The organism is Candidatus Margulisiibacteriota bacterium, from assembly GCA_003242895.1.
In the GTDB taxonomy this organism is placed as follows: Bacteria; Margulisbacteria; Riflemargulisbacteria; order GWF2-39-127; family GWF2-39-127; genus GWF2-39-127.
In genome coordinates, this window is sequence record QKMY01000053.1 from 90,580 (window position 1) to 112,088 (window position 21,509).

Sequence of the window (21,509 nt, forward strand, 5' to 3'; positions counted from 1 at the left end):
CGTATAATTAACCCAAAAAATGTTTTGAATGACTTACATCTTTTCAGGAGCTACAGCTTTTTTCTCAAGAGTTATAGCTCGTTTCTCAGGAGCAGGAACTTTTCTTACAGGATCTGCCGTCTTTTTTACGGGCTCTGCTGCTTTTTTCATTTGCTCGTGGACCCTTACGACTTGGAGACTGAAGGCTTCTATCCGGGCCTCTATCAGTTGCGGGTATGGATTGCCGTCCGTTTCTATCGAAAGGAAGGGTAGATTATCGAGCTCAGGATATTTTTTGCTGTAGGACTTTGTTTTTTCTATATGTTCTTTTGTTTCGATGTGCATATTTTCACTGAGGAATGCTTCTGTGATCCTGGATTGCATACAATTGAACGGACCTATCAGGATTATCCCATGAATAGAGTTCAATGTTTCTTTGAGTGCCGCGCCTGTACTTAATATCGGATCGCCTCCGAGATTAAGGTTGCATAGATGAAGCCCATATTTTACGATTTCCTCCATGTTTATGTTTTCGCTATCGATTATTCCGCTTTGGTTCATGATTCCTTTGATTCGTGATTCCATGAACCGTTTAACTTTTTTCTCAATAAAATGTGATACCTTTCCAAGGATATTGAACTCCGGGTCTACGATGCCTTCATGGATCAGGACATCAACATAATAGAGCCATTCCAGCGAGGGGGCAGTTAAGAGAATGATGTCTTTTTGCGCCAGCTTTTCGGCTATTCCCCGACAAGAAAACGGATCAAGCCTGGTATATATTTCTCCTGTCAAAAGAGCTTTTTTTGCATCTTTCAGCGAATATTTCAATGGGATCTGTTTCAGTGATTTGCTTATGTTAGCCAGTTCAGCTTCGATGTCTCCTTTTTTCTGAAGGACCCTATTAAAGTCTGTCCAGGCTTTTTGGTAAACAGCCAGTGCTTTTGCCGGATCCTTAGCTAATACTGAGAGAATATTTTTGATATCGGTGAATATGTCAGAAGCAATTGTTGCTTTTAAAATACGGATTTTGGTTGGTAAGTCTATTCCCTGATAACCGTCTTCATTGCTTAAGCACATAATCCCGACATTGTCATAGCCTTGTTTCTCTATGTATTTTTTTAAGAAGACATGATATTGCCCGAACCTGCATCCACCCGGAGCTTCAGGCATGAAATAGATTATCTTATCGCTGTCATTGTAATGTTTATCAATATAATCACGGAATAGTCCGACCGTAAGGATAAGAGGAACACATTCTTTGCAAGAAGCGATACTTCGTCCTTTTTTTAATATTTCCATGTCGGCTGTAGGCAATACCTCGGCCCTGATCCCTGATCCTACAAGAACTGATGCTATTGCTTCGGCTGCAATTCCCATTGATGGAAGCAGGACTTTTACTGAGCGATCGCGTAGTGTCTTAGGTCGTTCGTCCTGGCTTTTTATATATATTTTTCCGCCTTTTTTTTCTACGGTTAGTGTCTGAAAGGTTTTTCGCTTGATGGATATTCTATCTATTTTTCGCCAGTATTGGATAATATCGAGGAACGCTTCGATACGAGTGTCGATCCCAACATCTGCTGTATGGCTGTCGAGCTCTAAGGTAAGTGAGGGCTTTTTTCCCATGGCTTCACGGAAGTATCCGACGATGAACGAATCCGGGCCGCAACTGAAATTAGTGACAAATACCCCGAAGAGCTGGGGATGCTTTCTCACGAACCGTGCGGCTTTGAGGATCATCTGGCCTATTGACCAGTACATGGTTTTGTCGCATTTTTCGTCTTCAAAAGGTAACATGTCGAAGGGAATAATGGTTATGCCTCTTGAAGCAAATTTATGAGGAATATTCAGGTTAACTTCTTCGGCAAAAGCGTTATAAGGACGACCGAAAAGAACAATGGCGATTTTCTCAGGATGTTCTTCGAGTTGGCTAAGTAACTGCTTACCACGCTTTTTTAGCATATCAAATGTATTTGCTTGTTGCTCGCAGGCCTTAATATATGCTTTTTTCCCAGCTTCCTTTGTGGACCCTACCGACTTGGCAATAGCCTGGAATGGTTTTAGCTGGCTGTCCCAGCCTTGCGAGAAGTTAATGATCGGCGAAATAATCTTTGAGCCTGATTCAATGATATCTTTTTTGAATGCACTTTTGAGATAATACGATTCTCCTTGAAGAATAAGGCAGGTGCTCTGGTGCTCTTTGCGGTAGCTGACACTGTTTTTCTGGTAGAGTTCGGTTATGTGCGGTAAGAAAACATAGGCAGGTTTCTTGTGTAAAAGGTCGAGAAAGAGTCCGTGAGCGATTTCTGCCGGATAGCAGAAAGGTGCGCCCATCTGGGCTATTCCTTTGGTAAGGATCTTGTCTGGTAATATCACGTCAACCCCGAGTTCTGTGAAGAAGGTATGGAACAAAGGGAACAAATGATTCGTAAGAAAAGATTTGTTGAAACCGACTTTTTTGGCAGTGCCTTGTACCGGGGAAGAAATATTGGTCCTTTTGAATATAAGGTCTTGGCGGTAAGCGATTTCATTGAAGTATTCTTCGTTGATGCGTATCTTATGCACGAGGTTATAATATTTATTACATGCTCCGCCAAAGGGATAATTTTCTCCGTTAATTGAAATGTTAGTTATCTTGCATCCTCTATCGCAGTCGTTGTTTCCCTGACATTTTGTGCTTTTTCCATAAACAATTTCGCGTTGGGAGAGGGCGTCCAGATCGTATTCTTTTTCTTCCAAAAATCCATGCTCGATTTTGCTTTTAATTTCGAGCGCAACGCCGAACGCTCCCATTAATCCGGGAAAGGGCGGTACGATGATCGGTTTAGATAACAGGGATGCCATTGCCAAAGGAACAGCAGCGTTATAGCATACGCCACCTTGCATGAATATTTTTTTTCCTACAGGCCGTGCCCCTTTAACTCTGGTAAGATAGTTCATGCAGATTGAATAGACAAGACCGGCAGTGATGTCTTCTTTTTTGAAGCCATGCTGGGTCGCATTGATAATGTCACTGGAGATGAATGCCGAACATTGGTCGTTAAAGTTGGGAGGGTTCTGTGCAGTCATGGCAATGCCGGCAATCTCAGTATATGGTATTCCCAGGCATTCATGTGCGGCTTCTTCCAGAAAAGACCCTGTGCCTGCGGAACATGCTTCGTTCATTGCATAGTCTGTTGGTACGCTGTTCGTTAGAAAGGTATATTTTGCGTCTTGTCCGCCTATTTCAAAAATCGTATCTACCTCCGGATCAAAGTATGCAGAGGCCTTTGAATGAGCAACTATTTCATTTACAATTCCGTCAGTTAAAGCATGCAGCCCGGAAATATTTCTCCCGGACCCGGTGACTCCTAATCCGATGATACGGATCGGTACATTGATTTGCAGATTTAGTTCGGAATAACAGGCACGAGAGGCTTTTATAGGGTCCCCATTTGTGCGAATGTACACGTGGGCTAACAATGCATTGTCTTCTTGTCTGATGATAACCGCTTTGGTTGTCGTCGATCCGACATCCAGTCCAAGAATACAGGTGTCCCTGGGCATAGCTTTCTTTGTGTTTGCTTCTTTAAATGTTACCAGTTCCTGGAATTCTTTTAATGGCTTGAGATAGTGGAAAACTGTGTAGTCGTTTTTTTTGAGGATATTGATGTTCCGAAGCAGTGAACTTTTATCCTTCAAGGCATAGAGGGCTGCCCCTAAAGCTTCGAAGTATAGCGCTTGTTCGGGTATGACAAGCTCTTTTATATCTTGTCTGAGATAATGCATGACCTTTTTGTTTTTTGTAATGCCGCCGATAACCATTATTTTTTCTTTAGGTACTTTGTAGAGTAGATCGATTATTTTTTGCGACATCATTCTGCACAGTCCGGAAATAACGTTCCCTTTTGGTTCGCCTTTGTTCAGTCCATGGGTACAGTCGCTTTTGCAGAAAACGGAGCAACGCCCGGAAACCTTGTATTCCTGGTCTCCTTCAAGTGCTAATTGCGTGGCTTCATCAAGAGATGTGTTCATTCTTTTAATCTGCTGGAGAAAGAAGTCTCCGGTCCCTGAAGCGCACTTATTTCCTGTATAAATGTTTTTAATTTTTCCTTTAGAATCAAGGACATATACGAAAGTGTTTTCTCCTCCGGCAGAGATGAGGGCATTGGGGGCATCAGAGCCTTTGAGTACAAAATTGATCGCTATTTCTGTTGCTTCAACTTCGGGAATTGTATTACACTCAAGGGAGTAGCGGAAATTTCTTCCTGTTGTCACAACCGGTATCGTGTCGATTTTGGTTTCCCCGCATATTTCTTTGAGGGCTATTTTCAATGCGTGATAAGGGTTGCCCTGATGTGTTCGCCTCCATAGTTTTTTGATTTTAATGCCTGTTCCGTCAGGTGAATTATTGTCTTCTACAATAACCGCTGTAAGAGTGGATGAACCAAAACAAATGCCGACTCCTTGCATAATACTTCCCCTCCTCGAAAAGATTATATTAACTCATGGAACTATAAGTCTAATATAATGATATGATGTACTATATAGTTGCCTTGATAGCTATTGTCAATAAGGGAGTTAATGTTCCTGTTATGGCTTTTTTGTTATGTGGGAACTTGTTGTCAGAATACCTCAAAAAAAAGAAAGAAGATATTGTTGTTCGATGGATAGATGGGTATCAGGCGGTGTGCCAGATAGATGAAATTGGAGGTTTATTATTTTTATTTTCAGTATAATGAGAGTATATATGTTTCATGAGCCCGCTTGATCGTGTAATTGATGAGGGAAAGCTATGAGGCTAAAGGAGGAGTGACGTTGTGTTTATGACTGATAAATTTTTTGTAATTGGGAAAGCTAAGGCGCGAATAGTTATTGTTGTTTCTCTTGTGGTAATTTTTTGTTCGAATATAGTCTATGCATCCGGGGGATATGATTACGGTACACCTACCGGATTGAATCAGCTTCAGCTTGATTTTACCTGGAACCCTTTTGATGTTATCGAATATGGGCAGTCGTATCTGGTGTGGGGGTATGGGATCACGGATTATCTTGATTTTCACGGGTTTGTCTCGCATTCAGCTGATAATTGCAACCAGATTTACGGTGGGTTTATGCTTTGTTTTTTTAAATCGGAGACTCTTGATTTGTCGACGGCTGTCGGGTATCGCTTTATTGATAAATATGTAGATTTTGATATTCCTCAGTTGTTATATAATTATAAGTTTTGGGATGGGTATTCTATTGGCGGAAGTATTGTCAGCATTAATAGGGATGGCAAGAAAAATATCGGGACTGCTTATGATATTGCTTTTTTTATTCCGGTGGGCAATTATCTTGAGCTTCCGTCGTGGGTGCGGTCATTACATTTTGGGGTGGGGCTTTTTAGGCCTGTTACTAACGCGGTTTATCCGACGTATAGTGTTGATGTGAAGTTGGTTTCTCTTGATCAGTTATTTAGTAAGTAGCCTTTTTTTTTGTATTTTTTTGAAATTTCAAATGCCAGGACGCTGATAAATCTTTTGACTCCAGCACATTCTTCTTTCGGTATGACATGAAACTCGACGGATGTGTATATAAAGATTTTGCAACTTATCCTTTTATATAGCGATAATCTCTTATAAAATCCACTATTTCGGTTAATCATAAACTGTTAGGAAAAAGGATGTCCAGAATGCTTGGTGCTTGCATGAAAAAAGTAATACTCGAACCGTTAAAGAAGCGCATCGGTGAGTCCAGGGAAGAAATGCGTTTCCGCCTGAACGATTGGGGAATTACCGATGCGATGATAACTGAATTGATGCGAGTTTCAGATGTCCACTCAAAATTTTCCGATGAAACAATCGGTACGATAAAATCGAGTTTGAGCCTGTTCTCCGAACAGGAATTGAAAGCTATTCCAAGTTTGAATGATCTCTCAATCGAAGATATGAAAAAAATATTTTATCTCATCCCCGCTGTAAAAGGAGTACTCTGCCAGCTTAAAAAAGAATACCTGATTAACCCTCAATTACTTATATCACTTAATGACGAGAGGAGTAACTCAGAGAGACAGAATGCTTTAATAGAGTTATTTACTAAAAAGAAAAAACAATATAGTGCTGCATATAAATTGATCGTGCGTCAGAGCGATTGGAGAGAAAAGCGTGATTGGTTAATAAAAGATAGTAGTAAATTACTGATCAAAGAGCTGAATCTTGATGGATCTGCGATCGGGCTTATTTTGAAGCAAAACGGCTGGGCCGTGAAGGTGAATTGGCTGTCAAATAATAGAGATCTAATCAAAGAGCTGAATCTTGATGGATCTACCCTCGGGCTTATCTTGAGTCAAGGCGGATGGGAAGAGAAGGTGACCTGGCTATCAAATAATAGAGCTCTAATTAAAGAACTGAATCTTGGTGGATCTGCGATCGGGCTTATCTTGAAGCAAAACTGTTGGGCAGAAAAGGTGAACTGGCTGTCAAATAATAGAGATATGGTCAAAGAGATGAAGCTGGATGGATCTACCCTCGGGCTTATCTTGCAGCTAAATGATTGGGCGGAAAAGGTGGACTGGCTGCCGAAGAACATAGATCTAATCAAAGACCTGAAGCTGTATGGATCTGCGATCGGGCTTATCTTGCAGCAAAACGGCTGGAAAGAAAAGGTGACCTGGCTGTCAAATAACAGCCAGCTGATCAATGAGCTGAAGCTGTATGGATCTACAATTGGGTTTATCTTGCAGCAAAACGGATGGGTAGAAAAGGTGAACTGGCTGTCAAATAATAAAGATTTAATCAAAGAGCTGAATCTTGATGGTCAAGCGATCGGGCTTATTTTGAATCAAAGTGGCTGGGCAGAAAAGGTGAAGTGGCTGTTAAATAATAAAGATCTAATCAAAGAGCTGAATCTTGATGGCTACGCAATCGGGCTTATTTTGAAGCCAAGTGATTGGGTGCAAAATCTGAACTGGCTTATGGAAAATAAAAATGAGTTGATCAGCTCAGGGATCACTCCAACAGAATTAGCTCGCAAACTGAATAAGAAAAATGCTGTCAAGTAAGGTCTATTAATACTGTCTAACTAATAACGATTACCTGCCCTTCGCTCCGAAAAAAATATGGCATGATTAAGCTAATTTTAGATTGTTTTTGGGAATCTTCGAAAAACTCATCGATATAATTATATGAAACTAAAAATTATTGATGTAAAACCAAAATGGATTAATCCTTATAAGTCGCTGCAAGATCAATTTAGATCCATGCTAAATAAAGAATTATCAAGAAATAACGGAATTATATCCGAAGAAACTTTTCAAAATGCTTTTATAAATTGCAAAAAATTAACAAACTTACGACAAAGACTGTTTATTCCTAATAATAACCAGCTTGAATGGAAACCAGAAATAGTAAATGTGGAGATGTTAGCCAAAAAAATAGGCAAACCTATATCCGAACTTGATCCTCTTATAATAGAAGTATTTAATCGGTCCAGACAGATGGACAATCGTTGTCGGTACCCATATTTGGCATATGCTAATAGAAATAATTTAATCAAGCACGATTCGATTGATCCGGTTTATGGAATTGATGTTTTAATACGACCCGTAACTTCATTTACTGAGAGTGAGGAAAAGAAAAATAATTTCTTTATCGGCTCGCATTCTCTAGCATTATTTTTACATGTTGATTTAGATGAAAAGATGGAGGTTCGTAATTCCAGTAATTTTATGTTTAGAGCTTCTGTGGGAACAGATCTAATGCAATCCGGAATTAATAAATACCTCCATCCGAGACTATCTGTAATTGGTCCCTTATTGATTCCACTGTTGCGGGATAAAAACTATACTGAATTGATAACACTTTCTCTTAGCTCTGTAAATGAAGGCATCCATCGGTTTTTATTTCATGGTATTTGAATGCTGCCTTGATTAGGATGCAGCTATCGGAGCGGCAGAATCCTGGTTTACGCTATTGAGGAGACCACCAGTTTCCTGACATGATGATTATCGGCATGAGCTTGAGGCTATTATCGTAGTACTTGCCATCATTCAATCGTTTTTGGAAATATTTCACCCTGTTATTAATATTTTGCATGTATAATATTTTGCTGTTACAATTAGAATAATCTTTTGTTTTGACATCAATTGACAGTAGGTTGCTGACCTTCGTCTGTCTCTGGTGCCAGCACAGCAAAAAAGCTTTATCTCACGAAGTATCCTTCGTGAGCAGATGAGATGATAAAGAAGATGCCAATGGTTATTTTAATGAAAAAAGTTTGTTTTAATATAATATTATTGCTGATAATCTTGAGTTTGCCGGCAGTCTGTTTTTCTGACCATAAAAAACCGCCTATTCCCAAGAGCTTTAAATATATTGAGGGGGCCTGGAATACCGGATTCGTCATAGAAGATGCCTTTGGAAATCAATGGGTATGGGTGCCCGTGGGCGGTATTGACGGCGGGTTTGTAAGAAGGGACTGGCCTGACCAGGGTTCTTCTGTTGCTGAAACGACCGAAAATGTTCCGGAGATTATCAAGACGGGGATCAACGAGCATGGCGGATTCTATATCGCGCGTTTCCAAGCGAGTAATGAAAACGGGAAAATAGCCTCTAAGGCTGACAAAAATGTCTGGAACAGGATTGACTGGAGTACCGCAAAAGATTTATGCCAAAACATGGGGAAAGATTATCGTTATAAAGGCGCTGATACCCATATGACTTACGATACCGAATGGGATTGTGTAGTTAAATGGTTCAAGCAAACCGGATTGAACATGAATGGTACGAACGCCAGTAATTCCGGTAACGTTATAAAAACTGGAATTTTCCATTCAAACAATATATATGATGTCGCTGGGAATATGTATGAGTGGTCTATGGGAAGAAAGTGTGCCGATGAGGTAATACTTCGTGGCGGATCTTTTAATAATGGCTCTGTTCTGTACCCTGTGACCATTCGTAATGCGGGTATTGACCCGTCGGTAGAATGGGATGGTATCGGATTCCGCCCGGCATTTTCTTTGATGAGTATAACAGCTATATACGACAGTGCAAAAAAATATCTCAGAAAAAAATCAGACTATATGAAAGCTATTCGCATGTATGAAACTATTCTTGATATTGATCCTGTTAATGATGATGCCTATAACAATATAATAAGCCTCTACAAAAAGCTGCAAAATTACGATATGGTCCTTCAATACTCTCAAGATGCAATTAAGATTAATCCTAAGAACAAACAGGCTTATTGTACCCTGGCAGATGCTTATATTGCAAAAAAAGATTACGATCAGGCTATTGATTTGGGAATGAAAGCGATCGAGATTGATCGAAGGTATTCTCCTGCACTTCTCGTATTGAGCAAAGCGTACCAGAGGAAAGGTAATTATAGCAAATATACTTCTATAATGAGAAAGTTGAGAGGGTAGGAAGGCATAGTAGTCCTATGTATTTAGATTCTCATCTTCACCTCACGAATCTAAAAGATCCAGTAACGATTGACTCGTTTATGGCAGAGGCCATGCACAGATTAGTTTCTCCCTTCTTTTGCAATTCTGCATTACCTGAAGATTGGGAGCTTTTATCCGGACTTGCCGGCAGGCATGAATCAATTTTTCCTTTTTATGGAGTGCACCCCTGGTATGCCCATACTGTAGATCATCAAGTTGCCGGTACCCTAAAAATTTATCTGGCTGATGTTCCTACAGGGATCGGAGAAATAGGATTGGACCGATCGCTGAGGGCTGGGGCATACTATGAGAGACAGAAGTCGATTTTTGCTCTCCAGCTCGATATTGCGACTGAGCTGCATAAGCCTTTTGTCCTTCACTGTGTGAGAGCCTGGGGTGATATTCTGGATATTCTCCGGGCAAGGGATTTTGGCGGCGTACCTTTTATGGTGCATGGTTTTCAAGGATCGGTCGAGGTAGCGCGGGCTCTTTTGGATTTGGGAGCATATGTTTCTTTTTCCCCAAGAGCAATTACTAACGATTCTTCGGTAACACGGATGAATATCTGTTTTGTACCGAATGACAGGATACTTATTGAAACGGATAATACTTTTAACGATAACGGGAAGTCTTGTATTGATGAGTATTTTGTCTGTTTAACTGAAGCTTATCGAATTATTGCTGAGATTAAGGGGATTAGTCTCGATACATTAAAGAAAGCGGTGAATAAGAATGGATCGATTTTTGCGAACGCAACTTATGCTCGGAAGAGAGAAGCATGACAAGTTGCGCAGTAGCCGGGTTACTGTCATAGGACTAGGCGCGGTTGGCAGCTATGCCGTCGAGGGACTTGCCAGGGCCGGGATCGGATCCCTCAGGCTTATTGATCACGATAATGTTACCAAGAGCAACATTAACCGGCAGCTCTACGCACTTTCTTCTACGGTTGGACGGGCTAAGGCAGAGCTTGCGAAAGAACGTGTGCTCGATATTAATCCATATGCCCGGGTAGAGGCTCTTCAGATGTTTGTAGCTGCTGATTCCCTTGACATGGCACTTGATAATAGTCCGCATATGGTGGTTGATGCTATAGATTCACTTAATCCTAAAGTCCAGCTGCTGGCTACTCTGCAACAGCGAAGAATACCTCATATTTCGTCTATGGGGGCAGCAAAAAGGACTGATCCCTTTTCTGTAAAGATTGGAGATATCTCCGGCGTCAGCGCATGTCCGCTTGGCAAAAATGTTAGAAAGCGGTTGAGGAAATATGCCATTGATTCGGGAGTGCTCTGTGTATATTCTGATGAAAAGGTAATGCCGAATGTGGATGATCCTTCATTGGATATTAATGAGGACTTTTACCCGCGAGGTCGGAAACGTACTGTGTTGGGCAGCCTTCCGACACTAACGGGAGTTTTTGGGCTGATTATCGCCAACCATGTTATTAATTATCTCTGTGGTGGTTTTTATGATAACCAGGTGCCTTTGCTGCAAACAAAAGATACAATAAAGGTTCTTCTCAACAAGGGAGATGCTAATTCGTAGAGCCGAATGGGTGAAGATATTTTTTTTAATTATGTTCCTTGCTATAATACGTCACCAGAACTATGCCGGGTGACGTATGAAAAGAAATAATTTGATGCATGCCAAATTGTTCGCAATTATCGCAGCCTGTTTGTTCGGAGCGACGACCCCTTTTTCGAAATTGCTTCTTAGCCAGATACACCCTCTTGTTCTTGTGGGTCTTTTTGGCCTGGGAAGTGGAGCTGTAATGCTGATTATTCGTTTATTGCAGGTGGGCCTGTTCCATACGGAAAGAATTAAAGTTGAACTCAGTAAATACTATTGGTTATGGTTATTTGGCGCGATGTTAACCGGTGGTATTCTGGCCCCGGTTGTTTTAGTTTACAGCCTTCCTCGTACTTCAGCAGCAACGGCCTCAATTCTGCTTAATTTTGAATCGGTTAGTACAACGCTGTTTGCTGCATACCTATTTAAGGAGAAAATTGGCCCACGTATCTGGCTTGCGATTATATTAATAACTGTTGCCAGTATTTTGTTGTCAGTGGATTGGAGTAGTTCCTGGGGGATATCGCTAAGTGCTTTAGGAGTCCTTCTCTCGACAGTATTTTGGGGGCTTGATAATAATTTTACCCGAAATATCTCAATGAAAGATCCTTATTCAATAGTTATAGTAAGAGGGCTTGTTTCCGGTTCTTCAGTTTTATGTTTCTCTATTATCCTGGGAATGCCTTTCCCTTCGTCTATTTATCTGGTTGCCGCCATAATGTGGGGTGGGCTTGTTTACGGTATCGGGCTTGTTCTTTTTATTCTTGCGATAAGAGATCTTGGTGCATCCCGAGCAAGTGCTCTGCTCGGGACAGCCCCGTTTTTAGGAGCGCTTTTCTCTTTTTTCGTATTTTGGGAACTACCAGCTATGCAGTTTGTTATCGCACTTCCCTTTATGGTAGCAGGCGCCTATATCCTGCTCAAAGAGAAACACATAGCTCTGTAGCCAGGAATTAAAACGTGGATTAGGTTATCTTTTTTTGTAATTTTAATTACGAATGAACCAGAGTAGCCGCACTCGGTTTAGCTGCGTTTTCTGCTATAGTAAGGATTTTTTTGCGCATGGGTTTTTCTACATAAATGTAGAGACCGATCCCAGTCAGAATAATTGTCAGGAGCAGCATAACTAACATAAACATTTTGTTACTGACAATAATTACATTCATTTTTATTAGTGCAGAAAATATCTGTATGTTTATCGCTTGCGCGAGATAGATGCAGTATGATGCCTCTCCCAGAAAAACAAGGCTTCTGGTTGAAAAAAACTTATAAACTATTCCTGTTATGTTTAATAATGATAATATCAAGAGAAAACTAAGGGGATAAATTAAGATATCAAGGGGTGCTTTACTCTCTGCAACGAAAAAAAATAAGATTATCGTAAGTAGCAAAAATGTATGTGCATATTTTATCTGTATGCCTTTTTTATAAATATGACATATATAATTGCCTAATATAAAGGCCGGCAGTATCCGGAAAAAAGTCATATGCGTATAAACATTAAATCCATGAGTGCTAAGTCCGGCAGTGGCATGATAATGGTTAATATACAGACATAAAGCTCCTATTGATAATAATAACCAAAGGATCTTGTAAAATATTTTTGCTTTATTCAGAATAAAGAAGCAGAATGGCAAAATTACAATATAGGCAAGAAACTCGGTGCTGATAGACCATGCTGGGTAGTTTAAGCTTGGGTTAAATCCGAACCAGGATTGTATCATCAACAAATTTTTTATGGTCAGACTGGTCATCAACTTGTCAGGTTCTTGATTGATATATGCATTTATTACATTATAAATAATAAAAAAAGCGGTTGTTACAAAGTATGCAGGATATATTCTGGCGATCCTTTTTATCAAGTACAGGAAATAATCGGAGATGGTTTTTATTTTATCGTCATAGCAATAGCTTAAGATAAACCCCGATAGAATGAAAAATACATCAACAGCCAGATAACCATTTTTTGTCCAAGCTAATTCATATTGCAAAGCAGAACTCAGATGACGGCAGATAACCCAGACAGCCAAAAAAAACCTCAAGCTTGTTAATGAGTATATCTTTTGCATTTTCGCTATCTCCTTTTACATACTGTGTGGGCGAGGTTCTTATTGTATAAAGGAATATTTTCGTCAGTATTTCTATTTGTTCTGTATAATTATCTTATTATAATTTCAAAATCATTATATATTTAATTAATTATATTATCAATGACTTTAAATTATCATAGGTATCTTATTAATTAATGGTTTATAAACTAAGAGGTTGTCTTAAAAATACCTGTTCTGCTACGTAACGCAGTAACCTTGGCTGATCGAAAAAGGCTATTTTCTCAGCATAACGATTAGTGAGTTGAGATATTCTTCCATCCATGTGTACCCGCTCGGAGCCACGGCATTTTTCTCAAGGGCTTTCTTTGAGCCGCAACGAGCAATTTCAAACCTGTCCGGCAGATCGTCATGGTCGGAGTCAGCGGGCGTAGTTCCAGCCGCCAGATATGGATAGTCGCTGCTTGACACACAGGTTACCAATGAACCTGTACTGTTTATAACATCCTGGATAATACGAAAATCCACTGCATCTAACTTAGGAACGCAGGCTCCTGCGTTAGCAAGTACTTTTGTATATGCATTTTCAGCTTTATCAATCCTAATTCCTGAAACACCAGTAGCAGGCGAGGTTGCCTTCAGGCAGCCTCCCGTACCACCGCCATACCATAATACAAGCGACCAGTCGTTTCCCGATCTGCTGTCAGGCCTAGCCGGTCCTACATTTCCGGATAGGTATATTTTTGAGTCGTTATGCACATAATACTCCTGGTTCCATCCCGGATAGTTGAGTATTATGATAGGCTGCCTGGGACCCTCTGTGCCTTTGCGCTTGTAGTAATTGCCGATGAGGTTCCAATATGAAGGCTGAAAATCATAGAAACCGGAATTCTTGCTTTCCAGAGGGGAACCTATAAAGTCAGTTCCTTTGTTGGTCCAATGATACATTACATTGTTTATAATTTCCCCGGAGGTACCGTCATTGCATTCCGGACCTCTCTGTTTATAGTGTGCAAAAAGATTATGGTGAAGGCTAATGTTTTTACCCCGGTCACCAACGAGAAGCGGGTATCCGGTTATGTTCGGATAGTTTTTATCCCAGATCGGTTCTGCAATGATATTCCATTGCCAGGTAATATGATGTGCTGCGTACCAGCTTGCAGCATTTTCATCGGCGGCCCATGTGAAAGAGCAATGATCAACAATTATATTATATGGTTGCCCATACGGTGCAGTATGACCGCCTAGCGCTTCGATAGCAATTCCATCGCTGTTCGGGTCATTAGCTCCTGTCCTTGCCCGTCCGTTTCTTATTCGGAGACCCCGAATAACGATATCATGACTTTTGATCCTTAACGCACCGCCTTTTATACAAATACCTCCGCCTGGAGCTGTTTGTCCCGCTATTGTTACGTATGGATGCATTACACTGATCTCTCCCGTAAGAGATATCGTACCGCCGATATCGAATACGACAACTAAAGGCCATGTAATATTGAACGCATTTCTAAAACTGCCGTATCCGCTATCGTTAAGATTGGTTACATGATAGATAACGGGCGTTATTGCGCCTGAATATGCTCCGCGGGTTTTTGCTCCGAATCCCTCAGCACCCGGGAAAGCTATTGTTGCTGGAACCGGCTCAGGAGCCGTGGCTGATATACTGGCAGATTTTGATGCGGTAACGGCGTTGATGATAGGTTGATTAAGTGAGGGGAGGTCAGTATCGCCGGTAAGCTTTTCACGACAACCTGTAATAAGCAGCAGGAACGCTGCGCAACACATTACCGAACGTTTCATGTTTTATTTTACCTCCTATAAGAAAATCATATTCATGAAAATATCCTGCCCTTTAATTGAAAATTATATATTTTCTTAACCCTTTATGAGTTTAATGCATTTATGCCAATAATATACTATAAAACGCTGAACATCAAATGGGAGTGGGTGTGTAATAAATTGGCGCGGTTGTCGTGAATTTTTTGTGTTTAAGCTGCGATATATTTATGGAAGAGATATTTTCAAGTTCCTGATGAACGAATCGAGGTTGCTTCATGGAGATGAAAAACGGGGATGTATTTTCCATCATAAATGAAAAATATTTGCTGGCCTTTTGTGATAGAATCGTAGAAATCAGTTATTCGAATTATGAAAACGGAAAAACAAGATGTCGAACTGGGGAAGCTTGTTTTAATTAATGATAACTTTGCCTTTGATTACTTGATATGTCTGGTTTGAAATGGGGTTTACCATTCCTCCTTCAGGGAAATATTCTTTCAGGACGGAACCTGGAATAATGAAGAGATAATATTCTGAACTAGTAATAGGCCCTGCTGGGAAAATTCCATTAATTTTTTCAATCGGATAATGACGATCATCGACAAGTATACCGATAACCTGATTTATTGCTGCAATATTCAGATCATTAATTTTAATCTTTGTTGTTTGAATTATTTGTTCTTTTCTTTTTTCCAGGTCATTTTTTAAGGAATTTTTGAAGTTGGTAAATTCTATGATTTGCCAATGGTTTTTTTTCTTCTGAAATTTAATTGTAATTTTTTTGTTCAAGTTCTTTTGAGAGACTGTTACTCCGATATAGGATATGTTATTTTTTGTTTTAACAAAATTAACCTTTATAGGGCCTTTTTTAGTATTAGTAGAAAAATGATCGAAAATACTATTTACAAAAAACTCGGCATCATTCATGTTGTTTGTTTCACTGAATGAACCGACTTGAACATATTCACGGATCTTATCTTTGAAGATCGCAATTGATTGCGTTTTAGACTCTTTGGTAACATTTGAAGTTGGAAGTAGTAATGAGGACATGTTTTTTGCAACTTTTTCTATGTTTACATATCGGTCAAAAATGTAAGCGTTATGTTTATCAATCCCGATTTTTGCCATCGTTATTGCATGTTCAGGCTGTTTGTCGTGTTTTGCATAATAATAAGATGTGGTTGCAAGAATTATTATCGCAAATAATGAAACAAGTATATTTGTTGATTTGTTATTCATTGTTTATGCCCTCGTTATTTCCAATATAGATAAGAAAAAATAATATTTATAGTTTAGAAAAATACTAAATAGCATAATATCATACAATAATTATTATTTTAATCTGTCAGATTAATATTTGTTGCCAGGACCGGTGAGATAGAAGTGGTAGCATTATTTCCCCTTTAGCTGCGCTGGTGGATGGTCTGTAAAAGCCACGTTAGAGGCAACAACAATTTGGTTTTGCTCTAAATAGATGTTGCTTTTTATCGTACTTAAATATATTTTTTTTGTTTCGCCATTCGGGAGAATGATCTCTGCCTTTGACTGAATCGGCTGAGGGCCCGCAAACTCAAATTTGGGGTGATAGAAACCGGATATATCAACATCAGCAATATGAATTTTATTTCCCAAAAATTTAAAAAAAAGTTCGAACGTTACTTTCTTAATGTTAACTTTTATTGCGTTTGTTATAGCGTCATAGTCAATATCGACATCGCCTTTTGCTTGTGTATCATAATTGAACAGCCCCATATCGACTGCGACATCCGATATGAACTTGGCTTTGGAGGGTTCTATTTGTATTCTTGGATTTTTTACCGTCCAGGTATAATTCAGGTCCATTCCCGCAGCTTTTGTTTTTCCTTTATCGCTGATTTTCCCGATAGCATTTAAGAAGTTATTCAGCGTGTTCTGGTGGATGATTACCTTTGCATCGTAATCGTCTGCCGCCCAGGAACTGAAATTAACAAGCAACAATAAAAGAACAATAATAGTATATTTCATGCTTTGACTCCTTTGTAATCTGAGGTATCCGGTGCGTTTGATGAGGCCCTATTTAAGTTGTTACAGGTACCTTAATTATAATATCTCCTGTATAATCTTATGTATAGTATTTTTATTGAAATCTTTTGCATTATATATTAATTATAAATGAGGGGTTATTTGTGAAACTTTTTTTTGAAAATCATTTTAAGTTGTTATTTTTTATAGTTATTTTTGCTGTGGTTTTTCTTGTGTTCCGGCATGTACTTCCCATAATTCTGTTTGCTTTATCAATTGCAATAGTTGTTGAACCGATATATATATCGCTTTTGAAAACCGTTCAGAAAAAAAACTATAGTACAGGATTGTGGAGCCAAATCATCCTGATATTATTTCTAGTATGTGTAACTCTTTTAGTTGCTACTATTGTTGTATTGCCTTGCTATTATTTACAGAAAAATATTAATCTGCTGATCCAGTTTACAACCAAAGCCTTGGAGGTTATTGAAGAAAATGCCACTCGGTTCTATGTGCCTGTGCAAACCATTAGAAATATGGGTTCAGGTATTGGGGACTACCTTTTCTCTATGTCGGCTATGTTTGTCCGGTCTATTCCTGAACATTTTACGACTATATTGATTTTTTATATTACATTGTTTTCAAGCATCAAATATTTTCGAGTATTGAAAAGGGATATTTCTTCTCTTGTACCATTGAAATGGAATAAGGTCCTTGGACATCTATACTCAAGGACCTACCTGGTTTTACGAGCTTTTTATGTGGTCCATTTGCTTATTGCATTGCTTGTTTTTGTATTGTCGATGCTTGTCTATAGGATACTTAGTGTTCCGGATATTTTGTTTTTTGGTCTGATTACTGCCATTTTACAGCTTGTGCCATTTATTGGAGCGGCAACAATGATGATTGGTATGTCAATTTATTACTTGTTAATTGGTGATATTATTAAATTGCTGGTTGTCCTTTTTATCGGGTATCCGCTTCTCGTGATTATTCCTGAGATGGTAATTCGTCCATGGCTTATGGGCAGGGGCGCAAGAATTTCGATGACATTGATTTTACTCGGTGTACTTGTTGGAATAAAAACGATGGGACTTATTGGTCTTGTGTTTGGTCCGGTGTTGCTGGTTCTTTGTCAGGAAATCTTTATTATTGCGAAAGAAAGATATGGAGAACGGGAATTGATGAGCTAAGGTTTTGATGTATTCATAATCTTAAGTTCTTTTTTTGCCGTTAGATTGCTTGGGTTTCTGGAGAGCACCGACTCGAATATTTCTTTAGCCTTGATTGTGTTTCCTTTCACTTTATAGGCAATTCCCAGGTTCAGGAAACCATCTTCAAATGCCGGATATTTGTCAGTGAACTCATTTAGTTTCTGAATCGCTAAATCTACATTTCCACCAAACATCGGGGGGGCGTACAAATAGACAACAACTTTCCCTAGCGTTGCGCGGTAGTTGTGAGGGTCTGTTTTTACAGCTCTATCAAGTTCATCTAACACCTTTGGCCCGAGCTGATAGATATTTCCCCAGTTAAGCTGTTTGGCAAGGAATCTTGATAATACTCTGTGCGCGTCAGAGAGCGTATTGTCGAGTTCAATGGCTTTCTGTGCTAATTCTGTTCCTAATAATGCTATTTTCGTAACTTCCTGTTCGTTGTCATATGCTTCGTAATAACTTAATAATCCTTCACAGGTACGGGCGAGCAAATAATAATCTGTTGGTTTCAGTTTGCTTTTGTCATTCAGGTTGTTATAATCGCTCAGTATCTTTTGGAGTGCTTGTTGGTCAAACGAGCTGCTGTATTTCTCTACATCAGCTTCCTTTATGTTTAAACCAGCCTGGGGTTTCGCTGAAAATGCCAGAATAGAGATCGCCAGTATTAAAACCGCAAGAATAATAGTATAATAATATTTCACTACAGAATTTCCTTAAATTTATTTTGGATTCTACTATATAATATAAATGACGATAATCAATAATTAATTATATCACAGTTGGTTCCGGCTGGTATCAAATTCATTTCTGACAGGTTTTAGGAATGCTTTAATATATATTATGGAGGTCGTTTTCGCATGGTAAAAGCTGAAGGAATTAGTTTTGATTTTTTTGGAGTGGAGTACATCAAGAGTTCTTTCCTTGAAGTGTTTCCTTATCAGGGAGAAAAACAGTATATTACTTATACTACTAAAGAATTTTCGGCTGTTTGCCCATTTTCGGGATTGCCTGATATTGCCCAGGTAACGATCGAATATATTCCTGATGAGTTTTGTCTTGAACTGAAATCGCTTAAATATTACTTTATTTCTTATAGGAACGTAGGCATTTATCAGGAGGCTGTGACGAATATGCTGTTTTCTGATATATACGCAGTATTAAAGCCTCATTATCTAAAAGTAACAACTGTCTATAATACCAGAGGCGGCATAGATGCTACCTGCTATATAGAAAAAGGCAATAAATAGTTTTTATTATAATAAGCAGGCTGGAGGTACAATGAGAAAATTATTGAGAGCGGTTAAAAACCTGGTAGTGTTTTTTCTTTGGTTGATAGTTGTTACCTCAACATTTCTGGTGGCGAATTACGTTTATTTCAATTATTCCTCCACTGAATTCCATCCAGACTATAAATTGCCAGGCAAAATGATTAATATAGAAGGCAGAAATGTTCACTATATTGAAAAAGGAGCAGGTCCGGACCTTATCCTTATTCACGATATTGGGGGATCCGCAGAAAGTTTTATGCCTGTTATTGATAAGCTCTCAAAGAGATTCCATGTGCTGGTTCCGGATTTGTTAGGTCATGGTTATACCGATAAACCGAAAGATGTTCCTTACTCTATTCAGACATATGATGACTTTTTGGTCCAATTTTTGAGCGCTCTTAAAATAAACAAGGCCTCTTTCTTGGCGCATGGCAATTCATCTCGTGTAGTGAACGAATTTCTCAATAAACATCCGGAAAGAGTTAATAAGGTTGTCTACGTCGATAATATTTTCTTCAAGACATCTTTTATTTTTAACAAGTATTTGTCCTGGCCATTGGCGGGCGAAGCTTTTGTAACGATTATCGATCGATGGATGATGAAGAAAAATCTTTATGATTTCGGGTATTATAATAGTCTGTTAATTCAAGAAAAGATGGTAGACCTGCTCTCAAAATACTGGGGAATTCCGGGTGTTAAATATTCTTATTTGAAAACCGCACATGAGTTTCAACGGGTTGATTATTCGGAGGTTTTGTATAGCAAGGCTAAGCGTGGGATAATTGTCTTAAGCGAGAGGAATTATCAGACTAACTACAATAAAATCAAAGTAAGCGATCTGGAAAAAGAAGTGTTCCCGTGGAAAATCTATGTACTCGAAAAAACCGGATATTTTTCATTTCTGGAGCGACCAGATGATTTCGCTGCGCTTATTATGATGCATTTATGAGAAGGGCTTTTTTTTTGATGTTATTCAAAATAATGTTATAATAAAATTAAGCTTCTTGTAGTCGAGGGGATTCATGGACAAGATAATGAATGTTGATACCAATGAAGATGAATACGCTGAAAATGTTGAAGATCGGGAACGTAAAGACAATTATCTCATAGTATCGTTTTTTCTTGGAAGTCAGGTATATGGAGCACGGGTTTCTGAAGTTCAAGAAATCATCAATTTTCCTATAATTACCAAAGTTCCACGTACTATCTATTATCTGGCTGGTATTTTGAGTTTGCGGGGAAAAATAATACCGATTATTGATCTTCGCGAAAAGCTTGGAATGACGCATAAAGAAAATGATTTTGGAAAGCGGGTTATTGTAATAGATTTTGATGACCAGACAATAGGCCTCATCGTTGATAAAGTGTCTGAAGTAATTAAAATAAAGGAACTGGAGTCAAGTTCTGCTAATGTCGTTTCGACGATTAACGAGATGTATATTCAATCGGTTGCTCGCTATAACGACAATATAATAACCATATTGAACATGAAAAATGTAATCAGTATAACACGCGAAGAGAAAGAGTACGAAGAACGAAAGTTACTAGAGAAGAGTCGTATGAATTATATTAATTTTATTCAAAGCCGGATTGGTTAGTTTGTTGAAATGATAGCTTTTTTTATCACTATTCTATGTATGTATTTCGGTTTCAAAATAGTTTCCGCTCAATTTAAAAAATTTAAGCAAGATCTAAATCCCGATACCTTGTCTGATGATGAGAAGTGGTGCTAATTAATCGAAATGTCGTGATTAGCTCTGTTCCCTATAACAGATTTTGCCACCGAAATAAGTTCGCTTTTTAATTCCTCATTTTCGTTATAGGCTTCAGCAATAAGTTTGGTAATATTTGAGAACTCATTTTTTTGAAGACGGTTGTCGAACTCAATTTTTATTGCAGTGCAGACGACCTTTTGTATCATTATTTCTTCACTGTCGTAAGGGCTGAGTGATTTTTTTAGCTGTGAAGTAAATTGTTCGGTTTTTGAGAAGTTATCAGTAAAGCTGTTTTTGTTTATATAGAGAAAGGCATTGTTTTCAAGCGCGTTAAATTCTTCATGTAGTTCCATTGTTTATTCCTCCTGCTTAATTCTATAATCTTTATCGTAACATATTTTTTATAATTGCATCCAATTTATACCCCCAACTCCTAAATAGAAAATTCACACAAAGATATAGGAATGTATAGGACAGATTTTTGCCAAAAAATTTACTAAACCCTGGATGGTTTTGATTTTTTA

Annotated in this window: 19 protein-coding genes; 12 read left to right on the top strand and 7 right to left on the bottom strand. The window is 38.8% G+C overall.

The window, feature by feature from the left end; translation table 11 throughout:
* Positions 1–33: 33 nt before the first annotated feature.
* Positions 34–4,431 carry an activase gene (locus DKM50_08855; protein PZM79558.1) on the bottom strand — a complete coding sequence of 1,466 codons (4,398 nt, stop codon included), beginning with the start codon at positions 4,429–4,431 and terminating at the stop codon, positions 34–36.
* A 65-nt stretch (positions 4,432–4,496) separates the two neighbouring features.
* Here DKM50_08855 and DKM50_08860 point away from each other — a divergent pair, with 65 nt between their 5' ends.
* The 8 genes from DKM50_08860 (at position 4,497) to DKM50_08895 (ending at position 11,903) form a co-directional block, all read left to right on the top strand.
* Complete coding sequence (locus DKM50_08860; protein ID PZM79559.1) at positions 4,497–4,697, top strand: hypothetical protein; 201 nt, start codon at positions 4,497–4,499, stop codon at positions 4,695–4,697.
* Between the two features lie 87 nt (positions 4,698–4,784).
* Complete coding sequence (locus tag DKM50_08865) at positions 4,785–5,426, top strand: hypothetical protein (protein ID PZM79560.1); 642 nt, start codon at positions 4,785–4,787, stop codon at positions 5,424–5,426.
* Between the two features lie 206 nt (positions 5,427–5,632).
* Complete coding sequence (locus DKM50_08870; protein ID PZM79561.1) at positions 5,633–7,000, top strand: hypothetical protein; 1,368 nt, start codon at positions 5,633–5,635, stop codon at positions 6,998–7,000.
* A gap of 123 nt (positions 7,001–7,123) precedes the next feature.
* Positions 7,124–7,855, top strand: coding sequence for a hypothetical protein (locus tag DKM50_08875; protein ID PZM79562.1), 732 nt, complete (start codon positions 7,124–7,126; stop codon positions 7,853–7,855).
* 318 nt (positions 7,856–8,173) lie between these two features.
* On the top strand, positions 8,174–9,367 hold the full coding sequence (locus DKM50_08880; GenBank protein ID PZM79563.1) for a hypothetical protein: 1,194 nt from the start codon (positions 8,174–8,176) through the stop codon (positions 9,365–9,367).
* Between the two features lie 17 nt (positions 9,368–9,384).
* On the top strand, positions 9,385–10,170 hold the full coding sequence (locus DKM50_08885) for a hypothetical protein (protein ID PZM79564.1): 786 nt from the start codon (positions 9,385–9,387) through the stop codon (positions 10,168–10,170).
* Positions 10,121–10,933 (top strand): tRNA threonylcarbamoyladenosine dehydratase, encoded by an 813-nt coding sequence (locus tag DKM50_08890; protein ID PZM79565.1) that lies wholly within the window; start codon positions 10,121–10,123, stop codon positions 10,931–10,933. Before DKM50_08885 ends, DKM50_08890 begins: the two co-directional genes overlap by 50 nt.
* A gap of 76 nt (positions 10,934–11,009) precedes the next feature.
* Entirely contained in the window at positions 11,010–11,903 is an 894-nt protein-coding gene (locus tag DKM50_08895) for an EamA/RhaT family transporter (protein ID PZM79566.1), read from the top strand.
* Between the two features lie 46 nt (positions 11,904–11,949).
* On the opposite strand, the gene DKM50_08900 is transcribed toward DKM50_08895, so the two are convergent.
* The 4 genes from DKM50_08900 to DKM50_08915 form a co-directional block, all read right to left on the bottom strand.
* Positions 11,950–13,026 (bottom strand): hypothetical protein, encoded by a 1,077-nt coding sequence (locus DKM50_08900; protein ID PZM79567.1) that lies wholly within the window; start codon positions 13,024–13,026, stop codon positions 11,950–11,952.
* Positions 13,027–13,281: 255 nt separating this feature from the next.
* Positions 13,282–14,805, bottom strand: coding sequence for a hypothetical protein (locus tag DKM50_08905; protein PZM79568.1), 1,524 nt, complete (start codon positions 14,803–14,805; stop codon positions 13,282–13,284).
* A 390-nt stretch (positions 14,806–15,195) separates the two neighbouring features.
* Entirely contained in the window at positions 15,196–16,023 is an 828-nt protein-coding gene (locus DKM50_08910; GenBank protein ID PZM79569.1) for a hypothetical protein, read from the bottom strand.
* A gap of 153 nt (positions 16,024–16,176) precedes the next feature.
* Positions 16,177–16,788, bottom strand: coding sequence for a hypothetical protein (locus DKM50_08915; GenBank protein ID PZM79570.1), 612 nt, complete (start codon positions 16,786–16,788; stop codon positions 16,177–16,179).
* A gap of 125 nt (positions 16,789–16,913) precedes the next feature.
* Between DKM50_08915 and DKM50_08920 the strand changes: the two genes are divergently transcribed.
* Positions 16,914–17,978: a hypothetical protein gene (locus tag DKM50_08920; GenBank protein ID PZM79571.1), complete on the top strand. Its 1,065-nt coding sequence runs from the start codon at positions 16,914–16,916 to the stop codon at positions 17,976–17,978.
* Here DKM50_08920 and DKM50_08925 read toward each other — a convergent pair.
* Positions 17,975–18,703, bottom strand: coding sequence for a hypothetical protein (locus DKM50_08925; GenBank protein PZM79572.1), 729 nt, complete (start codon positions 18,701–18,703; stop codon positions 17,975–17,977). The two genes, DKM50_08920 and DKM50_08925, sit on opposite strands and share 4 nt — an antisense overlap.
* A 156-nt stretch (positions 18,704–18,859) precedes the next feature.
* Between DKM50_08925 and DKM50_08930 the strand changes: the two genes are divergently transcribed.
* The 3 genes from DKM50_08930 to DKM50_08940 all read left to right on the top strand — a co-directional run bounded on the left by DKM50_08930 (position 18,860) and on the right by DKM50_08940 (position 20,868).
* On the top strand, positions 18,860–19,249 hold the full coding sequence (locus DKM50_08930) for an NADPH-dependent 7-cyano-7-deazaguanine reductase QueF (protein PZM79573.1): 390 nt from the start codon (positions 18,860–18,862) through the stop codon (positions 19,247–19,249).
* Positions 19,250–19,280: 31 nt separating this feature from the next.
* Positions 19,281–20,219 (top strand): hypothetical protein, encoded by a 939-nt coding sequence (locus DKM50_08935; GenBank protein PZM79574.1) that lies wholly within the window; start codon positions 19,281–19,283, stop codon positions 20,217–20,219.
* Between the two features lie 73 nt (positions 20,220–20,292).
* Entirely contained in the window at positions 20,293–20,868 is a 576-nt protein-coding gene (locus tag DKM50_08940) for a chemotaxis protein CheW (protein PZM79575.1), read from the top strand.
* A 131-nt stretch (positions 20,869–20,999) separates the two neighbouring features.
* Here the strand turns inward: DKM50_08940 and DKM50_08945 are convergent, their stop codons facing one another.
* Positions 21,000–21,338: a hypothetical protein gene (locus DKM50_08945; protein PZM79576.1), complete on the bottom strand. Its 339-nt coding sequence runs from the start codon at positions 21,336–21,338 to the stop codon at positions 21,000–21,002.
* Between the last annotated feature and the right edge of the window lie 171 nt (positions 21,339–21,509).

What these genes read in the sequence shown, in the direction of transcription:
- DKM50_08860 (PZM79559.1), top strand. Translation starts at nt 4,497, where the DNA reads ATGTACTATATAGTTGCCTTGATAGCTATTGTCAATAAGGGAGTTAAT.
- DKM50_08910 (PZM79569.1), bottom strand. Translation starts at nt 16,023, where the DNA reads ATGAATAACAAATCAACAAATATACTTGTTTCATTATTTGCGATAATA.
- DKM50_08900 (PZM79567.1), bottom strand. Translation starts at nt 13,026, where the DNA reads ATGCAAAAGATATACTCATTAACAAGCTTGAGGTTTTTTTTGGCTGTC.
- DKM50_08870 (PZM79561.1), top strand. Translation starts at nt 5,633, where the DNA reads ATGCTTGGTGCTTGCATGAAAAAAGTAATACTCGAACCGTTAAAGAAG.
- DKM50_08880 (PZM79563.1), top strand. Translation starts at nt 8,174, where the DNA reads ATGATAAAGAAGATGCCAATGGTTATTTTAATGAAAAAAGTTTGTTTT.
- DKM50_08875 (PZM79562.1), top strand. Translation starts at nt 7,124, where the DNA reads ATGAAACTAAAAATTATTGATGTAAAACCAAAATGGATTAATCCTTAT.
- DKM50_08855 (PZM79558.1), bottom strand. Translation starts at nt 4,431, where the DNA reads ATGCAAGGAGTCGGCATTTGTTTTGGTTCATCCACTCTTACAGCGGTT.
- DKM50_08895 (PZM79566.1), top strand. Translation starts at nt 11,010, where the DNA reads ATGAAAAGAAATAATTTGATGCATGCCAAATTGTTCGCAATTATCGCA.
- DKM50_08935 (PZM79574.1), top strand. Translation starts at nt 19,281, where the DNA reads ATGAGAAAATTATTGAGAGCGGTTAAAAACCTGGTAGTGTTTTTTCTT.
- DKM50_08930 (PZM79573.1), top strand. Translation starts at nt 18,860, where the DNA reads ATGGTAAAAGCTGAAGGAATTAGTTTTGATTTTTTTGGAGTGGAGTAC.
- DKM50_08905 (PZM79568.1), bottom strand. Translation starts at nt 14,805, where the DNA reads ATGAAACGTTCGGTAATGTGTTGCGCAGCGTTCCTGCTGCTTATTACA.
- DKM50_08890 (PZM79565.1), top strand. Translation starts at nt 10,121, where the DNA reads ATGGATCGATTTTTGCGAACGCAACTTATGCTCGGAAGAGAGAAGCAT.
- DKM50_08865 (PZM79560.1), top strand. Translation starts at nt 4,785, where the DNA reads ATGACTGATAAATTTTTTGTAATTGGGAAAGCTAAGGCGCGAATAGTT.
- DKM50_08915 (PZM79570.1), bottom strand. Translation starts at nt 16,788, where the DNA reads ATGAAATATACTATTATTGTTCTTTTATTGTTGCTTGTTAATTTCAGT.
- DKM50_08885 (PZM79564.1), top strand. Translation starts at nt 9,385, where the DNA reads ATGTATTTAGATTCTCATCTTCACCTCACGAATCTAAAAGATCCAGTA.
- DKM50_08945 (PZM79576.1), bottom strand. Translation starts at nt 21,338, where the DNA reads ATGGAACTACATGAAGAATTTAACGCGCTTGAAAACAATGCCTTTCTC.
- DKM50_08940 (PZM79575.1), top strand. Translation starts at nt 20,293, where the DNA reads ATGGACAAGATAATGAATGTTGATACCAATGAAGATGAATACGCTGAA.